The organism is Kitasatospora sp. NPDC127060, from assembly GCF_042724935.1.
Taxonomy (GTDB): domain Bacteria; phylum Actinomycetota; class Actinomycetes; order Streptomycetales; family Streptomycetaceae; genus Kitasatospora.
This window is the reverse complement of sequence record NZ_JBHXEG010000027.1, coordinates 1-16,690: the sequence shown is the minus strand read 5'-3', so window position 1 is coordinate 16,690 and position 16,690 is coordinate 1. Positions and strand designations below refer to the sequence as shown.

Sequence of the window (16,690 nt, the reverse complement as noted above, 5' to 3'; positions counted from 1 at the left end):
CCGCACTTCCTTCCCCGCTCTCCCCATGACATTTGTCATCGCCGACCCGTGGATCCGCACCGCCGATTCATGACGGCGCGCACTGCCCGCGCGGCCGGGTCCGCGGAAGGCTCGGGGCATGGAGAAGAGCCAGCCCGCCCACCCCGGCGACAGCGTGATCGAGGTCACCGACCTGCACCGCCGCTACGGCACCGGCGCCACCGAGTACCACGCCGTCCGCGGCGTCGACCTGACCGTCGGCCGCGGCGAGCTGTTCGCCCTGCTCGGCACCAACGGCGCCGGCAAGACCTCCACCATGGAGGTCATCGAGGGTCTGGCCGCGCCCGGCGGCGGCACCGTCCGGGTGCTCGGCCGTGACCCCTTCAAGGAGCGCACCGCCGTCCGACCGCGGATCGGCATCATGCTCCAGGAGGGCGGCTTCCCCGGCGAGCTCACCGCCTCCGAGACCGGCCGCACCTGGGCCGGGATGACCAGCGGCGCCCGCCCGGTCGCGGAGGCCCTGGAACTGGTCGGCCTCGGCCACCGCGCCGACGTCCGGGTCAAGCAGCTGTCCGGCGGCGAACGGCGCCGACTCGACCTCGCGATGGCCCTGCTCGGCCGCCCCGAGGTGCTGTTCCTGGACGAGCCCAGCACCGGACTCGACCCGGAGGCGCGCGCCGCCGTCTGGCGGCTGGTGCGCGAACTGCGCGCCCAGGGCACCACGGTGCTGCTCACCACCCACTACCTGGAGGAGGCGGAGGAGCTCGCCGACCGGCTGGCCATCATGCACGGCGGCCGGGTCGTCACCACCGGCACCGTCGCCGAGGTGATCGCCGGCCGGCCCTCCCGGATCACCTTCGAGCTCCCCGAGTTCGCCGGCAGCGCGCTGCCCGTCCTGCCCGGGGCCGAGGTCACCGTCGACGGCCGCAAGGTCACCGTGCAGAGCACCGGCCTCCAGGACACCCTCACCGACCTGCTCGGCTGGGCCCGGCACCACGGGATCGCCCTCGGCGCCCTGGACGCCCGCAGTGCCTCGCTGGAGGAGGCCTTCCTCGCCATCGCCTCCGAGGCCGCCCACCAGGCCCCGCCGCAGGCCCCCGCCGCCGCCCGCCCCGCCCGCCCCGCCCGCCGCCGCCTGATCGGATCCGCCCGATGACCACCGCCACCGCCACGGGTGCCCCGAGCACCACCGCCGGCCGACTGTTCGCCCTCGGCCGCGCCGAGGCCACCCTGCTGCTGCGCAACCGCACCGCGCTGTTCACCGCCGTGGTGATGCCGGTCGTGCTGATCGGCACCCTGCGCGGCATGCTCAAGAAGCAGGCCGAGAACACCCCCGGGCTGGACGTCGACTCGATGCTGGTCTACGGCTCGGTCGGGATGATCCTGGCCTTCGTCGTCTACTACAACCTGACCGCCGCGTACGTCGGGCGGCGCGGTGAGCTGGTGCTCAAGCGGCTGCGCACCGGCGAGGCCGGGGACCTGGAGATCCTGCTCGGCACCGCCGTCCCCTCGCTCCTCCTCGGCCTGCTGATGGCCGCCCTGATCGGGGTCGGCGGCAGCCTCGGCCTGCACCTGGCGGTGCCGGTCAACCCGCTGCTGATGCTGGCCGGCCTGGTGCTCACCCTGGCCACCATGATCGCGCTGGCCGCGCTGTCCAGCGCCTTCACCAAGACCGTGGAGAGCGCGGGCATCACCACCCTGCCGGTCATGCTGGTCATGCAGTTCGGCTCCGGCCTGTTCGTCCCGCTGGAGGTCATGCCCTCGCAGCTGGCCGACGTCTGCCGCCTGCTGCCGACCACCCCGGCCTTCCAGCTGATCCGGGTCGGCTGGTTCGGCACCGACGGCTCGGCCTCCCCGACCGACTTCCTCGGCAGCTGGAGCGCCGCCGCACCGCACCTGGTCACCGGCACGGTCTGGTTCGGCCTGGCGGTCTGGGGCGCGGTCCGCTACTTCCGCTGGGAACCGCGCCGCTGACCTGGGGCGGGAGAGGGAAACCAGAAGACCGGCCCCCTGTTCCACCTCTGATATGAAGGCAGCGACACGATCGTGATCAGACGGGGAGCACTTCGATGGTCCGGGGGCCGATCCGACGCTGGCGGGGCTACGGCAAGCCGCAGCGCGCCGAGCTGTACTTCCGCTGGTCGCTCTACCTGATGGCCTGGTTCATGCTGCCGCTGAACCTGCTGGCCAGCGCCTCCGCCGTGCGGATCCAGGGGGCCGCGGCCACCGCCCAGGTCGGCCTGGTCCTGTCGCTGGCCTCCGTGCTGGTCACCCTCCGGGCGTACCGGACCTCGCTCGACCACTACCTGGGACGGCCCAGCACCTACCGGCGGTGGCTGATCGTCAACGGCGCTCTGAGCGTGGCCGGTTCCTGGATCGTCCTGCTGCTCGGCCCGGCCTCCGACGGGCTGTCGACCCACCCCGGCCCGCCGTTCACCGCGGTGATCGCCGCCGCCCTGGTCGGAGCGACCGCAGGCCCCACGGGGGTGGGCCTGCGGTGGCGGTGGGCCTCGCTCGTCGGAATCGCTCTGCCGTTCACGATCGCCCCGGCAATGCTGCTGGCCGGAATCGGCTTCGCCACCACCTGCGGATGGGTCTGCGGTTCGGTCTTCGGCGTCCTCCTCCTGATCGGCACCTGCCGCAGCTTCGCCTGGCTCACCGCCATCGTCTGGGAGCTGGACGTCGCCCGCGAGGCGCAGTCCCGGCTGGCCGTAGCCGAGGAGCGCCTGCGGTTCTCCCGCGACCTGCACGACGTGATGGGCCGCAACCTCACCACCATCGCGCTGAAGAGCGAACTCGCCGTCCAGCTCGCCCGGCGAGGACGCCCGGAGGCCGCCGAGCAGATGGCCGAGGTACAGAAGATCGCCCAGGAGTCGCAGCGCGAGGTCCGGGACGTCATCCGCGGCTACCGCACCGCCGACCTGCACGCCGAGGCGATCGGCGCCCGCGCCGTACTGCGCGCCGCCGACGTCAGCTGCGAGATCGACCTCGGCGAGGACCTCGACCGGCTGCCGCACCCCGTGCAGTCGGTGCTCGGCTGGGTGATCCGCGAGGCCACCACCAACGTGCTGCGGCACAGCGAGGCAGCCCACTGCCTGATCCGGCTGCGGCAGCGGGACGGCCAGGCGGTGCTGGAGCTGGAGAACGACGGGGTGCCAGCCGTGCCGCTGCCCTCCCAGGGCGGTGGCACCGGACTGCGCGGCCTGCGCGAGCGGCTGGCCGCCCACGACGGCGAACTGAGCGTCCCGACCGCCGCGCCCGGTACCTTCCGGATGCTCGCCACCGTCCCGCTGCCAGGCTGAGAGAGGCCCCGATGACCGAGAACACCGCGCCCGTCCGCGTCCTGCTCGCCGACGACGAGCACCTGATCCGCGGCGCACTGGCCGCGCTGCTCTCGCTGGAGGACGACATCGAGGTGGTCGCCCAGGCCGGCTCCGGCCCGGAGGCGTTGGCGATGGCCCAGTCGCACCGGCCGGACATCGCGGTGCTGGACCTGCAGATGCCCGGCAAGGACGGCATCGAGGTGGCCACCGAGCTGCGCCGGCTGCTGCCGGACTGCCGCTGCATGATCGTCACCGGCCACGGCCGGCCCGGCTACCTGAAGCGGGCGCTGGAGGTCGGGGTGCGCGGCTTCCTGCCGAAGACCGTCTCCGCGGCCGACCTGGCCGGCATCATCCGCACCGTGCGCTCCGGCGGCCGGTACGTGGACCCGGAGCTGGCGGCGGACGCGATCAGCGCCGGGGAGACCCCGCTGACCCCGCGCGAGACGGACGTCCTGGAGCTGGCCGCGGACGGCACCCCGATCGCGGAGATCGCCGAGCGGGCCGCGCTGTCCCAGGGCACCGTGCGCAACTACCTGTCCTCGGCCGCCACCAAGCTGGGCGCGGAGAACCGGCACGCGGCGGTGCGGATCGCCCGCGAGCACGGCTGGATCTGACGCCGTACCCGCGGGCCGTCCGGGCGGCTCAGACCCAGCTGGTGCCGGTCAGCCGCTCGTACACCTCGATGTACTTGGCGCGGGTCCGCTCGACCACCTCGGCCGGCAGCTCCGGCGGCGGCTGCTCGCTGTAGCGGTCCCAGCCGGAGGCCGGGGAGACCAGCCAGTCACGGATCAGCTGCTTGTCGAAGGACGCCTGCGAGCGGCCCGGCCGGTAGTCGTCGGCCGGCCAGTAGCGGGAGGAGTCCGGGGTGAGCACCTCGTCGCCGATGATCAGCTCGCCGTCCAGCAGGCCGAACTCGAACTTGGTGTCGGCCAGGATGATGCCGCGGTCACGGGCGATGTCCCGGGCCCGGGCGTAGACGTCCAGGGTGGTACGGCGGACCTGGTTGGCCAGCTCGGCGCCGATCCGGCGGGCGGTCTCCTCGTACGGGACGTTCTCGTCGTGCTCGCCGACCTCGGCCTTGAGGGCCGGGGTGTAGATCGGGGCGGGCAGCTCGGAGCTGTTCTCCAGGCCCTCCGGCAGGGCGATGCCGCAGACCGTGCGGCTCTCCTCGTACTCGGTCAGGCCGGAGCCGGCCAGGTAGCCGCGGGCGACCGCCTCGACCGGGATCATCTCCAGGCTCTTGCAGATCAGCGTGCGGCCCTTCCAGTCGGCGGGGGCGCCGGCCGGGACCTCGGTGGAGATCACGTGGTTGGGGACGATGTCGGCGATCCGCTCGAACCACCACAGCGAGAGCTGGGTGAGGACGCGGCCCTTGTCCGGGATCTCGTTCGGCAGCACCCAGTCGTGGGCGGACGTCCGGTCGCTGGCCACCATCACCAGCTCGCCCGCTTCGGTGCGGTACAGGTCGCGCACCTTGCCGGTGTGCAGGTGGACCAGGCCGGGTACCAGCACCGGCTCGGGCTTGGTGACAAATCCGCTCAAGGTGTTCAGTCCTCAGGGGTCGTTCACGGGCGTGGGGCACCGCGAAAGGGGAGGTCACTGCTCCCGCAGTCTTTCACGCCCGCCCGGGCCCGGTTCCTGCGGAGCCGGGGCTCAGTTCTTGCAGAGCCGGTCCAGCAGGTTGGCGGTGGCCCGCTGGACCCGCTCGTCGGTGAGCCCGGGGCGGCCCAGCGCGGGCGACCAGGCGAAGGTGCCGGCCGCGAAGACGTACGCGCCGCTGGGCGCCCGGTACAGCGAGGTCTCCTGGTAGCGGGTGCGGCCGGCCAGGTCCCGGTACGGCGAGTGGGCCAGCAGCACCCGCTCGGTGTGCTCGGGCAGCGCGACCTTCGGGTAGTACCGGTCGGCCTCCCCCGCGACCAGGCCGGGCAGCTCGTCGCCCTCCTGCAGGCCGGTGCCGTCCCAGAGCCAGTGCCCGGTGTGCCGGGCGACCAGCGGCACCGGCGCGGCGACCCGGCCCGAGTACTGCACCCCCAGCAGGTGCTGCTCGGGCTCGCCGGCGTCCCGCCACAGCGCGCTGGCCGCGCCGGGCACCCCGGCGGCCGGGCTGCCCGGCCCGGCCTTCTGCCGCTTGCGGCAGTTGAGCAGCCGGTTGGGCTCGCCGGAGGCGGCGGCGGTCAGCTCGACCCGCCAGTACATGGTGTTGGCGGACAGGAAGACCAGCGAGGTGCCGCCGTCCCGGGCCCGTTCGGCGGCCCGTCTCATCGGCTCGGACCAGTACTCGTCGTGGCCCGGGAAGACCAGCGCGCGGTGCTCGGCCGGGTCCACCAGACCGGCGTGCAGGTCGGTGGCGGTGGCGTAGGAGAGGTCGTAGCCGTAGCGCTCGGCCCAGCGGATGAAGTCGTACGCGTGGCCGACGTGCAGCGGCAGTCCGGCGGTGGCGTGCGGGCGGTCGAAGGACACCGTGACGGCCGCCTCGGGCTCGCCGACCAGGCTGCCCCGGCCGTCCCAGGCGTGGTAGAGGCTGGCGCCGGTGCGGCCGTCCTCGGGGAACAGGTTGTACGCCTGCCAGGTCACGTCCGGGAGCACCAGGAGCAGCTCGGCGGTGCGCCCCTGGTCGGCGAAGTCCCTCACGGTGAAGGGGATGTGGCTGCGGTGCAGCATGTCGGCGGTGGTCAGCACGGCGACGTACGCGCCGGGCTTCCAGTGCGCCGGGATCTGCAGTCGCCAGGAGTGCCACCAGTGGTGGCAGGAGACCGTCCGCTCGACCACCAGCGGGGCGGGCTGGGCGAGGCCGGCCACCAAGGGGCTGTCGGTCATGTGGCGGGCGCCGTCGCCGCCGTAGTGGCCGATCCGGTAGACGCTCACGGTGAAGTCGCGGGGCGGGTTGACGGTGACCCGGAAGTCCACCGAGCCGCCGGGGCGGACCACCCCGGCCGAGGCGAAGCCCTTGATCTGCTGGTCCACGTCGTTGGAGCTCTGCGGAGTGCCGACCGGCGGCTTGGTCCGCGCGCCGGCCGACAGCGGCTGCTGGCCGGGCGCGTCCACCGAGACGTACCAGGGCACGGCGCCCTCGGCCCCGGCCAGGTACTGGTCGGGGCTGCGCAGCCAGGGCAGCGGGCCCTGGCCGAAGGGGTCGGAGACGCTGTAAGCGTGCGTGCCCGACTCCCAGCGGCGGTTGAGTTCCGTCCCCACGCGCCCCTCCCAGGTGCACTTCCGTCCGGTTGGCACGTGCCCCCCGGATGTGCGTGCGGTCTAATACACCACACGGCGCTGGCGCTCCGTCACCCCACGGTAGCAATTGGTGCCGGGAATCTTCCGGGCCGTCAGGACAGGGCCTCCGGCCTGCGGATACGGCCGGCGGCCGGAGCCCACGGGGGCGCGTGCCGGCGCTCCGAGCGCCGCCCGGGACGGCTGCGACGTCAGAGGCGGACGGGTTTCTCGAGCCTGACCTCGGCGGCGTCCAGCCAGGCGCGCAGCGGACCGTCCTGGCCCTGCTCCACGGCCTGGGCGACCGGGCCGGCCAGGTCGGTGCGGCGGACCCCGCCGAGCAGCAGCACCGGGCCGTCCAGCCAGTCCAGGCCGGGCGCGCCGCCCGCGGTGTCCACGGCGGCGCAGCAGACCATCGCGGTGACGTGGTCGACCAGCAGGTCGCGGCCGGTGCGGTCGGGTTCGAGCAGCGGGGCCGGGGCGGTGGTGCGGGCCAGCTGGGCTGCCAGGGCGGCCGCCAGCTGCTCGCCGTCGCCCTCGGCGAGCCGGAGCAGCAGCCGGGTGAGAGTCGGGGCGCCGGGGCGGGACTGCGGGGCCAGCCGGTCCAGCGCGGACTGCAGGCCGGTGGCCCGGGCCCGCCAGCCGACGTCCACCACCCCGGCCGGGTAGTCGGCCCACTCCAGCTCGTGCCAGGCGCCGGCCGCCGGACGGCCGAAGAACAGCTCGGCGGCGAGCCGGGAGACCGCCCGGTCCACCTCGCCGGGCTCCTCCAGCAGGTCGCAGGCGGGGCGGTCGCCGAGCCGGGTGCCGTAGCCGTCGGCCAGCCGGTCGCGGCGGGACAGCTCGGTCAGTGCGGCGACCACGCCGGCGTTCAGGTGCACCGGGTGGCGGCCGAGCCGCCAGGCGGGCAGCGCGACCCGGGTGAGCAGCCGGTCCCAGCCGGCGTAGGCCAGGCCGACCTGCTCCTGGGCGGCGATCCGCAGGCCGTAGTCGACCGTCCGGGCCTGCTCGGAGGCCCAGCTCGCGACCGACCGCTCCAGCTCGGCGGAGTGGCCGCGGCAGGCGCCCAGCAGCCGGCGGGTGATCCGCCGGGTGATCCGGTCGGCGAACCCGGCCGGGCCGCGGCGGGGCGGGGCGGGCGGCCCGGCCAGGGTGCCGCCGCCGAGGCCGGGAGCGGTGCCCGCGCCGGAGTCCAGGCAGGCGTCCAGGCTGCGCAGGAAGCGGCGGGCGGCGGCGATCTCCGGGTCCGCGGAGGCGGCGGTGCCGGCCACCACGGGGGCGAGCAGGGCGCGCAGCTCGCCGGCCCGCATCCACCACAGGAAGGGCGAGCCGATCACCAGCACCGGCGCGGGCGGCCCGGCGTGCGGCCGAGGTCCGTGGGGGCGCCGGGGCGGCGCGACGTCCTCCAGCCAGCTGTCGCAGTCCGGGGTGAGGGCCACCGCGGAGGGCGCGGGGACGTCCAGCCGGTCGGCCAGTTCGTCGATCAGCCGGTACAGCTCGGGGGCGGCGCCCCGCTCGACCGGTACGGCCGGGGTCCGTGGCGGGACCGCCCGGCGCAGGGCGCGGGCGGTCAGCCCGGCCACCAGCAGGGTCAGCGCGGCGACCGCGCATATCACCCAGCGGGCGGCGTCCCAGCCGGCGGCGTCGGAGGAACCGGCGGCCCCGATCCGGCCGGTGAACCGGCCCGCGAGCAGGACCACCGCGACGGCGGCGGGCAGGACGGCCGCGGCCAGAGCGAGGCCCCGGATCCGCAGGACCGCTTGGGCGTGAGCGCGCGCGGTGTCGACGGCCATACGGTGCGGCACCCCCTTCGGAGCCCTCGGGCGCCCGTTACAGGCCCTGAGCCGACTCGAAACGATCAGTTCCGACCGGGAAGCGGAGGTGTCCGATCCCCGGCAGTGCATGCTGTGTGGCGCTACTGACATTTTCGACGCCCCGATCCGGGCGGGTGTTCCGGATCGGCCCGGTTTCCACTCGTCCCGGTGACGCCGCCCGGTCGTTGCGGTGACGCCGTCCGAATTCCGGACGCCCACGACCGGTCCGATGCGAAGCACCGGGCGACCGCCTGGCCGATCGCCGTCCAGCATCCCCCCGCGGGCGCGCCGCTACCCGGCGGCGACCCAGGCGCACGGCCCGTCGCACGGCGATCCAGCGCACCATAAGGCCGAGCGCCCGGTTACGTCAGCTGGATGCGGGTGCTATCACCCGATGGGCTGGAATCCGCCCGCCGAACGGTGAGTCGGCCCGCCGGACCACCCCCACCCCGGAAACGCCGGGGGCGCTGCGCCCTGTGGGTTGCCGGGCTGTAATTTTTGGGCTCGCTCGCGCCGTGCGTGGCGCAGGACCCGTGGCGCAGGCCCGATGGCGCAGGGCCCATGGCGCGGGGCCCATGGCGCGGGGCCTGTGTCGTTGGCCCCATGGCGCGGCCCCCGTGCGAGGGGTTCGCACGGGGGCCGCGAGGGGCGCGGGAGCCTCAGGCGGTGGCCGCCTTGAGCGCGATGTCGGTGCGGTGCTGGCCGCCCTTGAGGGAGATCCGGTCCACGGCCGCGTAGGCGCGGTCGCGGGCCTCGGCCAGGTCGGCGCCGGTCGCGGTGACCGACAGGACGCGGCCGCCGGCGCTGAGCACCCGGCCGTCCTGGTCCGTCGCCGTGCCGGCGTGCAGCACGTACGCGGTGCCGTCCGCCTCGGCCTCGGCCAGGCCCTCGATCGGGTCGCCGGTGCGGGGCGCGGCCGGGTAGCCCTCGGAGGCGACGACCACGGTGACGGCCGCCCCCTCGTCCCAGCGCAGCGGCTCCAGCTGGTCCAGGGTGCCGGTGGCGGAGGCCAGCAGCACGCCGGCCAGCGGGGTGCGCAGCCGGGCCAGCACGACCTGGGTCTCCGGGTCGCCGAAGCGGGCGTTGAACTCGATCACCCGGGTGCCGCGGGAGGTGAGCGCCAGGCCCGCGTACAGCAGGCCGGAGAACTCGGTGCCGCGGCGGCGCAGCTCGTCCACCGTGGGCTGGAGGACGGTGTCCAGGACCTCCTGGACCAGCCCGGCCGGGGCCCAGGGAAGCGGCGAGTAGGCGCCCATGCCACCGGTGTTGGGGCCCTCGTCGCCGTCCAGGGCGCGCTTGAAGTCCTGGGCGGGCTGCAGCGGCAGCACGGTGGTGCCGTCGGTGATCGCGAACAGCGAGACCTCGGGGCCGTCGAGGTACTCCTCGATGACCACGCGCTCGCAGGAGGCGGCGTGCGCCAGCGCGGCGGCGCGGTCGGAGGTGACCACGACGCCCTTGCCGGCCGCCAGGCCGTCGTCCTTGACCACGTACGGGGCGCCGAAGGCGTCCAGCGCCTCGGCGGCCTCCTCGGCGGTGGTGCAGACGTAGGAGCGGGCGGTGGGCACGCCGGCGCCGGCCATCACGTCCTTGGCGAAGGCCTTGGAGCCCTCCAGCTGCGCGGCCGCGCCGGAGGGGCCGAAGACCGGGATGCCGGCCGCGCGGACGGCGTCGGCGACGCCGGCCACCAGCGGGGCCTCCGGGCCGACCACCACCAGGTCGGCGCCGAGCTTCGCGGCCAGTTCGGCGACCTGCGCGCCGTCCAGCTGGTCGACCGGGTGGACCGTCGCCACTTGGGCCGTACCGGCGTTGCCCGGGGCACAGTGCAACTCGGTCACGGAGGGATCTTGGGACAGGGAGCGGCACAGGGCGTGTTCGCGGGCGCCGCCGCCGATGACGAGGACCTTCACGCCAGGCAGCGTAGTCGGTGGCCAGTTCCGGCCGCTCTCCGGTCCCGTCGGATCCTCCAGGAAACGCGCTCCGTACACCGATGACGTAGGAGGATCCTCCAAACCGGGATGACCCCTGATGCGCGGTGGGTGTCCGGGTCAGGACGGCGGGTCACCGGCGCCTCGCTCGGACGGGTGAAATCTCGCCGCCCCCCGCAACCGCCCCACCTCGGGTTCCGGTGGCCGAAACCGGTAACGATCAGCGATGAAGGGCACCCACGGTCAGCCATTTGGCGGTAAGAAGTGCTGTTGGAGAACCACCGGCAGACGTCATGTCAGCCGATGCGCCGACAGACCCAGCCGCCCGCCCGCCACAGGGAGCCCCACAGGTGAGCCAGCCGGAAATGCAGCCCGAGGAGAGTGCCTGGGGCAAGGAGATCGGTGAGGAGGACCAGCCCGCCGCAGCCGTGGCCCGGCGGGCCTCCACCCGCCACCGGACCGATCTGAGCGCCCGCCAGTTCCCGCTCGGGGACTGGGGCGAGCCCGCCGAACGGCTGGAGGAGCTCTACCGCTGGTCCGAGGAGCGGGCGGTCGAGGCGATCGAGTGGTACCGCCGGGACCGGATCTGGAAGCGCCGCTGGGCCCGACTGCTGCGGTTCGGGTCGGCCGGCTTCGCGGTGGGCGGGGTGACCGCCCCGCTGGTCCAGCTCACCGGCACCGTCGCGCACGGCGCCGGCTGGGGCTACGTCGGCCTCGCGCTCGCCGCCGCCTGCTACGGCACCGACCGGGTCTTCGGGCTCACCTCCGGCTGGATGCGGGACGTCTCCACCGCGCAGGCGCTGCAACGCCGCCTGGAGGCCTTCCAGTTCGACTGGGCGTCGGAGTGCGTGCGCGAGGTGCTCGGCCCGACCGAGGGCACCGCGGGCGAGGCCGCCGAGCGCTGCCTGGGCGTGCTGCGCCGGTTCTGCGAGGACGTCTCGGACATGGTCCGCACCGAGACCTCGGAGTGGATGCTGGAGTTCCGCGCGTCGATGACCCAGCTGCCCACCCAGTCCGCGGGGACGTGGGGCGGGCGCACCGAGCCCGGGGTGGGCGCCCAGGTGCGGGTGCTGCCGCCGCCGGGGGCCAGGCCCACCATGCCGCGCCAGCGGCCGCCGGAGGGGCCGCTGCGCTAGGGCGTGTCAGGCCGGAGCGGGACGCGCTACGCGAAGACGATCATCGAGCCCTGGGCGAGGCTGCGGGTCGCCGCCGCGTACAGGCCCGACCAGGCGTGCCGCTCCCGGGCGAAGGGGTGCAGGTCGTCGATCGGGGGCCCGAACGGCTGCTCCAGGCCGGTCGGGCCGAGCGGCCGGGTCGGGGCCGGCGGGTTGAGCGGGTCGATGCCCAGGGCCGGTGCCACGGCCTGGAGTTCGCGCAGCAGCCCGTGGCTGGAGCCGAGCGGGCCGCCGGAGGCGAGCAGGGTGTCGTCCACCAGCGGGGCCGGGAACTCGATCGGGACGTACGCGCCGGCGTGGTCGAAGTGCCAGACCAGGTGGGACTGTTCGGCGCTGCTCTCGAACATCTCCAGCAGCTGCTCGTAGTCGCCGCCGAGCGCGTCGACCGGGGTGATGTCCAGGCCGGTGAGGCCCAACAGGTAGGCGCGGCGCAGGAAGTGCAGCGAGTCGTAGTCGAAGGCGGCTATCGGTTCGACCGCCCCGCTGAGCCCGGGGACGAACTGGTAGACCGGCACCTCGGGCAGCCCGCGTGAGGTCAGCACCGCGTTGTAGAGCGCGAGGTCGTCCCGGAAGGGGTTGTCGGGGCTGTGGCTCAGCACGTCCACCAGCGGGACGAGCCAGAGGTCGCAGGCCATGGCCGGCAGTTCCTCTCCGGGCGGCGGGAATCGCCCGCGGGAGCGGGGCGACGACGGGGGCGGAGTCGGTACCCGGACGGCCCGTGCGGGCGCCCGGTTCGACGCCCGCCCACCCTACCGGCCCGGAGCCGGGTGCGGATCGGGCCGTCCCCGCGGGGCCTCGGGGGGCGGCTCGGGCAGCTTCCGGCCGAACCCGTTGTGCGGCGGCGCCCAGCGCGGCTGCGGCACCAGGCCGAGGCCCAGCCCCAGCTCCCGGCCCAGCTCCCGGCCGACCTCGTCGCTCCGCCGGGGCCGCCCGGACCGGGCCGTCCCCGTCGCCGTTCCCGTTCCCGTTCCCGGCGAGGGCTCCGGCGTGGGCTCCGCCGGCGGCCGGGCCGGCGACTGGGCCGACGGCTGGACCAACTGCGACGCCGGCGGCTCGACCGGGACGGGCAGCGGCTCCCCGTCGGCGACCTCGGTGAGCAGCCCGAGCACCGTCACCGACTCCAGCGGCCGTCCGGCCAGCCCGGCCAGCAGCCGGACGGTGAACAGGTTGTACTCGCAGACGATCCGGTGCGCGCCGGTCAGGTCGTGGGTCGCGATCGCGTCGACCAGGTCGGGGTGGCGGTCCCAGCAGACTCCGGCCAGGGTGGGCATCGCCCGCAGGTAGGGCGCGGCGAACATCCAGGACTGCACCCGCAGCCAGTCCAGGTAGTCCCCGATCCGGCGGTTGCCGAGCAGGGCGGAGACCTCCTGCCAGAACCGGCGGTCGCAGCCCACCATCACGTCCAGGTTCCCGGCCCGGGCGGCCCGGACGGCCGCGTCGGCCCGGCGGCTCAGCGAGGGCAGCCGGCTGAGGTCGGGCAGCGCCCGGCGGGTGGAGAACTGGCGGTAGAAGCTGTCGGTGAGCAGCACCCGGGACTCGAAGATCTCCAGGAAGTCCTCCCAGCCCAGCTCCGGCACCGTGAAGCCGCGGTGGTGCTCGGCCCGCAGCAGTCCCTGGGCGCCGAGGTCGACCAGGGCCTCGCGGGCCGGGGTGGCGGAGACGCCGTACAGGTCGGCGATCTCCTTGACGGTGAAGTTCCGGCCGGCCTCCAGCCGGCCGGCCATCATCTCCTCGCGGAGCGCGCCGGCGATCTGCTCGCGCAGGCTGTTGCGGTGGATGACGGGGCGGGGGGTGTCGCCGGCGCCGGTGCCGGACATGCGCGCGACCTCCTCGGGCGGGCCGCCGTGCCGACCCGCGACGGACCGGCCGACCGGCGGCGGGGAACACGACGAGTGCTCATCTTCTCAAACCGGCCCGGAGCAGGTACGAACCAACCCTCCGGAAAGCCGTGCCCCCGCCCGCGCCTACCGCTGGACCGGCGCCGGGATCCCCAGCAGGCGGTCCCGCAGCACCGGGAAGTCCTCGCGCGCCCGGCCCACCTCGGCCGGGTCGAACTCGACGGTCAGCACCTGCTCGTCCGGCCCGGCCTCGGCCAGCACCCGGCCCCACGGGTCCACCACCAGGCTGTGCCCGGCCTGCTCGACCCCGGCGTGCGTCCCGGCGGTGTTGCAGGCCAGCACGAAGGCCTGCTCCTCCAGCGCCCGGGCCCGGGCCAGCAGCGTCCAGTGCTCGCGCCGCTTGGCCGGCCAGGCCGCCGGGACCACCAGCAGCTGGGCGCCGGCGTCCAGCAGCGCCCGGAACAGCTCCGGGAAGCGCAGGTCGTAGCAGGTGGCCAGGCCCAGGGTGCCGAACTCGGTGGGCGCGGTGACGATCTCCTGCCCGGCCCCCATCACCACCGCCTCGCCGCTGTCGAAGCCGAAGCGGTGGATCTTGCGGTAGGTGTGCACCAGCTCGCCGTCGGGGGCGAACACCATCGAGGTGTTGTAGATCGGACCGTCCGGGTCGCGTTCGACGATCGAACCGGCGTGCAGCCAGACCCCGGCGGCCCGGGCGGCGGCCGCCATCGCGTCCGAGGTGGGCCCGTCCAGCGTCTCGGCGCCGTCCGACCAGAGCTCGTGGGCGAAGCCGCCGAGCGGCCACAGCTCGGGCAGCACCACCAGGTCGGCGCCCTGTTGGGCCCGCACCAGCGCCGCGGCCCGGGCCCGCCGTTCGGCGGGCGGCTCGGCGTCGGAGACCGCGAGTTGGATCAATGAAGCGCGCACAGTACCACCGTCCACGGCAAGAGACCTACGATCGTCACCCGAAAGCGCTGCCCAGCTGTCTCCCGGCAGCGTAACGTGCGGTTAGCGTGCGCGCCCGGAAGCCGGCCATCCCGGCCGAGAGCGACGGCCGGGCGCGGAGCGTAGGAAAGCTGACGGAGGGCCGGAGATTCCCGTGACGGACAACCAGACCGTGCAGGCTTACACGGAGGCGTGGACGCAGAGCATCGAGGCCATATCGGAGCTGGTCGCCCCCCTGCCCGAAGGCTCCTGGAACCGGGCCACCGAGTGCCCCGGCTGGTCGGTCCGAGACGTCGTCTCGCACGTGATCGCGGTGGAGTCCGAGCTGCTCGGCGATCCCCGCCCGATCCACTCGCTGCCGCGTGACCTTCGCCACGTGACCACCGAGTTCGCCCGCTACGTCGAACTGCCGGTCGACAAGCGCCGCTGCCACACCGCGCTGGAGATGACCAGCGAGCTGGAGTACACGATCATCCGCCGCTCCCGCGCGCTGCGGAACGCCAAGCAGACGCCGCAGGAGCCGGTCCGCTGGCCGGGCGGCCCGCTGGCCGGGGACATCCCGTACCACGAGCTGCTGCGGATGCGGGCCTTCGACGTCTGGGTGCACGAGCAGGACCTCCGCCGGGCCCTGGACACCCCCGGCGACCTGGACTCCCCGGGCGCCCTGGTCGCCCGGGACTACCTGCTGCAGTTCCTGCCCAAGGCCGTCGCCCACAACGCCGGCGCCCCGGCCGGGACGGCCGTGGTGGTGGACGTGACCGGCCCGGTGGAGTTCCTGCGCACCGTCCGGGTGAACGCGGCCGGCCGCGGCGTCGTGGACGAGTCGATCAGCCTGGCCCCGGACGTCCAGCTCACCATGGACTGGGAGACGTACGTCCGACTCGCCTGCGGCCGCGGTCGGCCCGGCCCGGTGGGCGTCGAGGGCGACAAGGAGCTGGCCGAGCGGGTGCTGGCCAACTTCTCGGTCACCGTCTGAGGCCCGGGGTTCAGGAGGCGGCTGCGACCTTCCGGCGCAGCCGCAGGATCATCGCCGTGCCCAGCGCCAGCGGGACGTACTGCCAGCAGAACGCCCAGCGGAAGGCCTCGGCCGAGTACGCCCCGGAGCCGGCCGGGGAGAGCGCGTCCAGCAGCACGCCGATGCCGAACAGGGTGATCATCGTGCCGATGAAGCCGCCCATGTTGACGATCCCGGAGGCGGTGCCCAGCCGCTCCACCGGGTTGCGGGCGCGCGCGTAGTCCAGGCCGACCAGCGAGGCCGGGCCGTTGCTCCCCATCACCAGGATGATCCCGACCAGCAGCCAGAACGGCGGGTGCCCGCCCGGCCAGGCCAGCACCAGCGCCCAGCCGAGCCCGGTGGCCGCGAGGACGCCGAACACGATCGGCATCCGGGCCCGGGCCGTCCGGGAGATCAGCCGGCCGAAGACGAAGCCGCAGCTCATGTTGGCGAGCACCAGCACGGTCAGCAGCCCGCCGGCCTCGCCCCGGGTCATCCCCTGGGCCTCGACCAGGTAGGGCAGGCCCCAGAGCAGTCCGAAGGCGTTGCCGGGGAACTGGGTGGTGAAGTGGATCCACAGGCCCAGCCGGGTGCCCGGCTCCCGCCAGCAGTCCAGCACCTGACGGCGGACCTTCGGCCGCTCCCGCCGCTCCCCCGCCGGCCGCACCGGCTCCTGCTGTGCCGGGGTGTCCTGGAGGAAGAGCGCGACCAGCGCGAACACCGCCACGCCGAGCAGCGCGATCGCCGCGAAGGTGGGCGTCCAGCCCTCGCTGTGCAGCGCCTGAGCGAGCACCACGGTGGTGACCAGGTTGCCGCCCATCCCGGCCAGGCCGGTCAGCTGGGCGACGAACGGGTTCTTCGCCGCCGGGAACCACCGGGCGGCGATCCGCAGCACGCTGATGAAGGTCATCGCGTCGCCGCAGCCGAGCACCGCCCGGGAGGCCAGTGCCGGGGCGAAGGAGGAGCTGAAGGCGAAGGCCAGCTGACCGGCGCTCAGCAGCAGCACGCCCAGCAGCAGCACCCGGCGCGGCCCGAACCGGTCGACCAGCAGGCCGACCGGGACCTGCATGGCCGCGTACACCAGCACCTGGAGGATGGAGAAGGTGGACAGCGCCGAGGCACCGATGCCGAAGCGCTCGGCGGCGTCCAGTCCGGCCACGCCGAGGCTGGTGCGGTGGATGACGGCCAGGATGTAGACGCTGACGCCGATGGACCAGGCCAGCCAGGCCGCGCGCCCGCCGGGCGGCGCGGGGACGGTGGCGGCGGGGAGCCCGGCGGTGGCCGGGGACTCGGCGGTGGCTCGGGGAGCGGGGACGGGCAGGGGCGGGGCTGAACGGGCGGGCTCCACGGTCATAGTCCGTCCAGACTAGTCATCCCATGATTGGACGCCCAGATCCGGGGGGGTGCCTCTATGTCCTTCGTCAAGGCTGCGCGGGTCATGCGGGCACGGTTTCGGGGGTGCGGGTTTCGTAGAGGGTGCCGTCTCGGAGCAT

14 protein-coding genes are annotated in these 16,690 nt (G+C 74.5%); 6 read left to right on the top strand and 8 right to left on the bottom strand.

Going from position 1 to position 16,690, the window contains the following annotated elements; translation table 11 throughout:
* The first annotated feature begins 118 nt into the window (after positions 1-118).
* The 4 genes from ACFWIS_RS17215 (at position 119) to ACFWIS_RS17200 (ending at position 3,916) form a co-directional block, all read left to right on the top strand.
* Entirely contained in the window at positions 119-1,135 is a 1,017-nt protein-coding gene (locus ACFWIS_RS17215; RefSeq protein ID WP_380454217.1) for an ABC transporter ATP-binding protein, read from the top strand.
* Positions 1,132-1,953: an ABC transporter permease gene (locus ACFWIS_RS17210; protein ID WP_380454215.1), complete on the top strand. Its 822-nt coding sequence runs from the start codon at positions 1,132-1,134 to the stop codon at positions 1,951-1,953. Before ACFWIS_RS17215 ends, ACFWIS_RS17210 begins: the two co-directional genes overlap by 4 nt.
* A 95-nt stretch (positions 1,954-2,048) precedes the next feature.
* On the top strand, positions 2,049-3,281 hold the full coding sequence (locus tag ACFWIS_RS17205; protein WP_380454213.1) for a sensor histidine kinase: 1,233 nt from the start codon (positions 2,049-2,051) through the stop codon (positions 3,279-3,281).
* Positions 3,282-3,292: 11 nt separating this feature from the next.
* A complete protein-coding gene (locus ACFWIS_RS17200; protein WP_380454211.1) occupies positions 3,293-3,916 on the top strand; it encodes a response regulator in 624 nt (207 codons plus the stop codon).
* A 28-nt stretch (positions 3,917-3,944) separates the two neighbouring features.
* Here ACFWIS_RS17200 and ACFWIS_RS17195 read toward each other — a convergent pair whose 3' ends face one another.
* The 4 genes from ACFWIS_RS17195 to purD form a co-directional block, all read right to left on the bottom strand.
* Complete coding sequence (locus ACFWIS_RS17195) at positions 3,945-4,844, bottom strand: phosphoribosylaminoimidazolesuccinocarboxamide synthase (protein ID WP_380454209.1); 900 nt, start codon at positions 4,842-4,844, stop codon at positions 3,945-3,947.
* 111 nt (positions 4,845-4,955) lie between these two features.
* Entirely contained in the window at positions 4,956-6,494 is a 1,539-nt protein-coding gene (locus tag ACFWIS_RS17190) for a N,N-dimethylformamidase beta subunit family domain-containing protein (RefSeq protein WP_380454207.1), read from the bottom strand.
* Between the two features lie 227 nt (positions 6,495-6,721).
* Positions 6,722-8,302 carry a hypothetical protein gene (locus ACFWIS_RS17185; RefSeq protein WP_380454205.1) on the bottom strand — a complete coding sequence of 527 codons (1,581 nt, stop codon included), beginning with the start codon at positions 8,300-8,302 and terminating at the stop codon, positions 6,722-6,724.
* Positions 8,303-8,982: 680 nt separating this feature from the next.
* Positions 8,983-10,230: a phosphoribosylamine--glycine ligase gene (gene purD / locus ACFWIS_RS17180; RefSeq protein ID WP_380454204.1), complete on the bottom strand. Its 1,248-nt coding sequence runs from the start codon at positions 10,228-10,230 to the stop codon at positions 8,983-8,985.
* 368 nt (positions 10,231-10,598) lie between these two features.
* Between purD and ACFWIS_RS17175 the strand changes: the two genes are divergently transcribed.
* Positions 10,599-11,384 (top strand): SLATT domain-containing protein, encoded by a 786-nt coding sequence (locus ACFWIS_RS17175; protein ID WP_380454202.1) that lies wholly within the window; start codon positions 10,599-10,601, stop codon positions 11,382-11,384.
* A 26-nt stretch (positions 11,385-11,410) separates the two neighbouring features.
* Here ACFWIS_RS17175 and ACFWIS_RS17170 read toward each other — a convergent pair whose 3' ends face one another.
* From ACFWIS_RS17170 to ACFWIS_RS17160, 3 genes are all read right to left on the bottom strand, one after another.
* Entirely contained in the window at positions 11,411-12,058 is a 648-nt protein-coding gene (locus ACFWIS_RS17170; protein ID WP_380454200.1) for a hypothetical protein, read from the bottom strand.
* A 114-nt stretch (positions 12,059-12,172) separates the two neighbouring features.
* Positions 12,173-13,240 carry a GntR family transcriptional regulator gene (locus ACFWIS_RS17165; RefSeq protein ID WP_380454198.1) on the bottom strand — a complete coding sequence of 356 codons (1,068 nt, stop codon included), beginning with the start codon at positions 13,238-13,240 and terminating at the stop codon, positions 12,173-12,175.
* A gap of 147 nt (positions 13,241-13,387) precedes the next feature.
* The gene (locus tag ACFWIS_RS17160; RefSeq protein WP_380454196.1) at positions 13,388-14,185 is read right to left on the bottom strand and encodes a carbon-nitrogen family hydrolase; all 798 of its coding nucleotides are present in this window, start codon (positions 14,183-14,185) and stop codon (positions 13,388-13,390) included.
* 172 nt (positions 14,186-14,357) lie between these two features.
* Here ACFWIS_RS17160 and ACFWIS_RS17155 point away from each other — a divergent pair, with 172 nt between their 5' ends.
* Positions 14,358-15,179, top strand: coding sequence for a maleylpyruvate isomerase family mycothiol-dependent enzyme (locus ACFWIS_RS17155; RefSeq protein ID WP_380454195.1), 822 nt, complete (start codon positions 14,358-14,360; stop codon positions 15,177-15,179).
* A 10-nt stretch (positions 15,180-15,189) separates the two neighbouring features.
* On the opposite strand, the gene ACFWIS_RS17150 is transcribed toward ACFWIS_RS17155, so the two are convergent.
* The gene (locus ACFWIS_RS17150) at positions 15,190-16,551 is read right to left on the bottom strand and encodes a nitrate/nitrite transporter (protein ID WP_380454193.1); all 1,362 of its coding nucleotides are present in this window, start codon (positions 16,549-16,551) and stop codon (positions 15,190-15,192) included.
* Positions 16,552-16,690: the final 139 nt, after the last annotated feature.

Excerpts from the sequence above, each read along its gene's own strand:
- ACFWIS_RS17215 (WP_380454217.1), top strand. The coding sequence starts at position 119 with ATGGAGAAGAGCCAGCCCGCCCACCCCGGCGACAGCGTGATCGAGGTC.
- ACFWIS_RS17210 (WP_380454215.1), top strand. The coding sequence starts at position 1,132 with ATGACCACCGCCACCGCCACGGGTGCCCCGAGCACCACCGCCGGCCGA.
- ACFWIS_RS17205 (WP_380454213.1), top strand. The coding sequence starts at position 2,049 with ATGGTCCGGGGGCCGATCCGACGCTGGCGGGGCTACGGCAAGCCGCAG.
- ACFWIS_RS17200 (WP_380454211.1), top strand. The coding sequence starts at position 3,293 with ATGACCGAGAACACCGCGCCCGTCCGCGTCCTGCTCGCCGACGACGAG.
- ACFWIS_RS17185 (WP_380454205.1), bottom strand. The coding sequence starts at position 8,302 with ATGGCCGTCGACACCGCGCGCGCTCACGCCCAAGCGGTCCTGCGGATC.
- ACFWIS_RS17170 (WP_380454200.1), bottom strand. The coding sequence starts at position 12,058 with ATGGCCTGCGACCTCTGGCTCGTCCCGCTGGTGGACGTGCTGAGCCAC.
- ACFWIS_RS17165 (WP_380454198.1), bottom strand. The coding sequence starts at position 13,240 with ATGTCCGGCACCGGCGCCGGCGACACCCCCCGCCCCGTCATCCACCGC.
- ACFWIS_RS17150 (WP_380454193.1), bottom strand. The coding sequence starts at position 16,551 with ATGACCGTGGAGCCCGCCCGTTCAGCCCCGCCCCTGCCCGTCCCCGCT.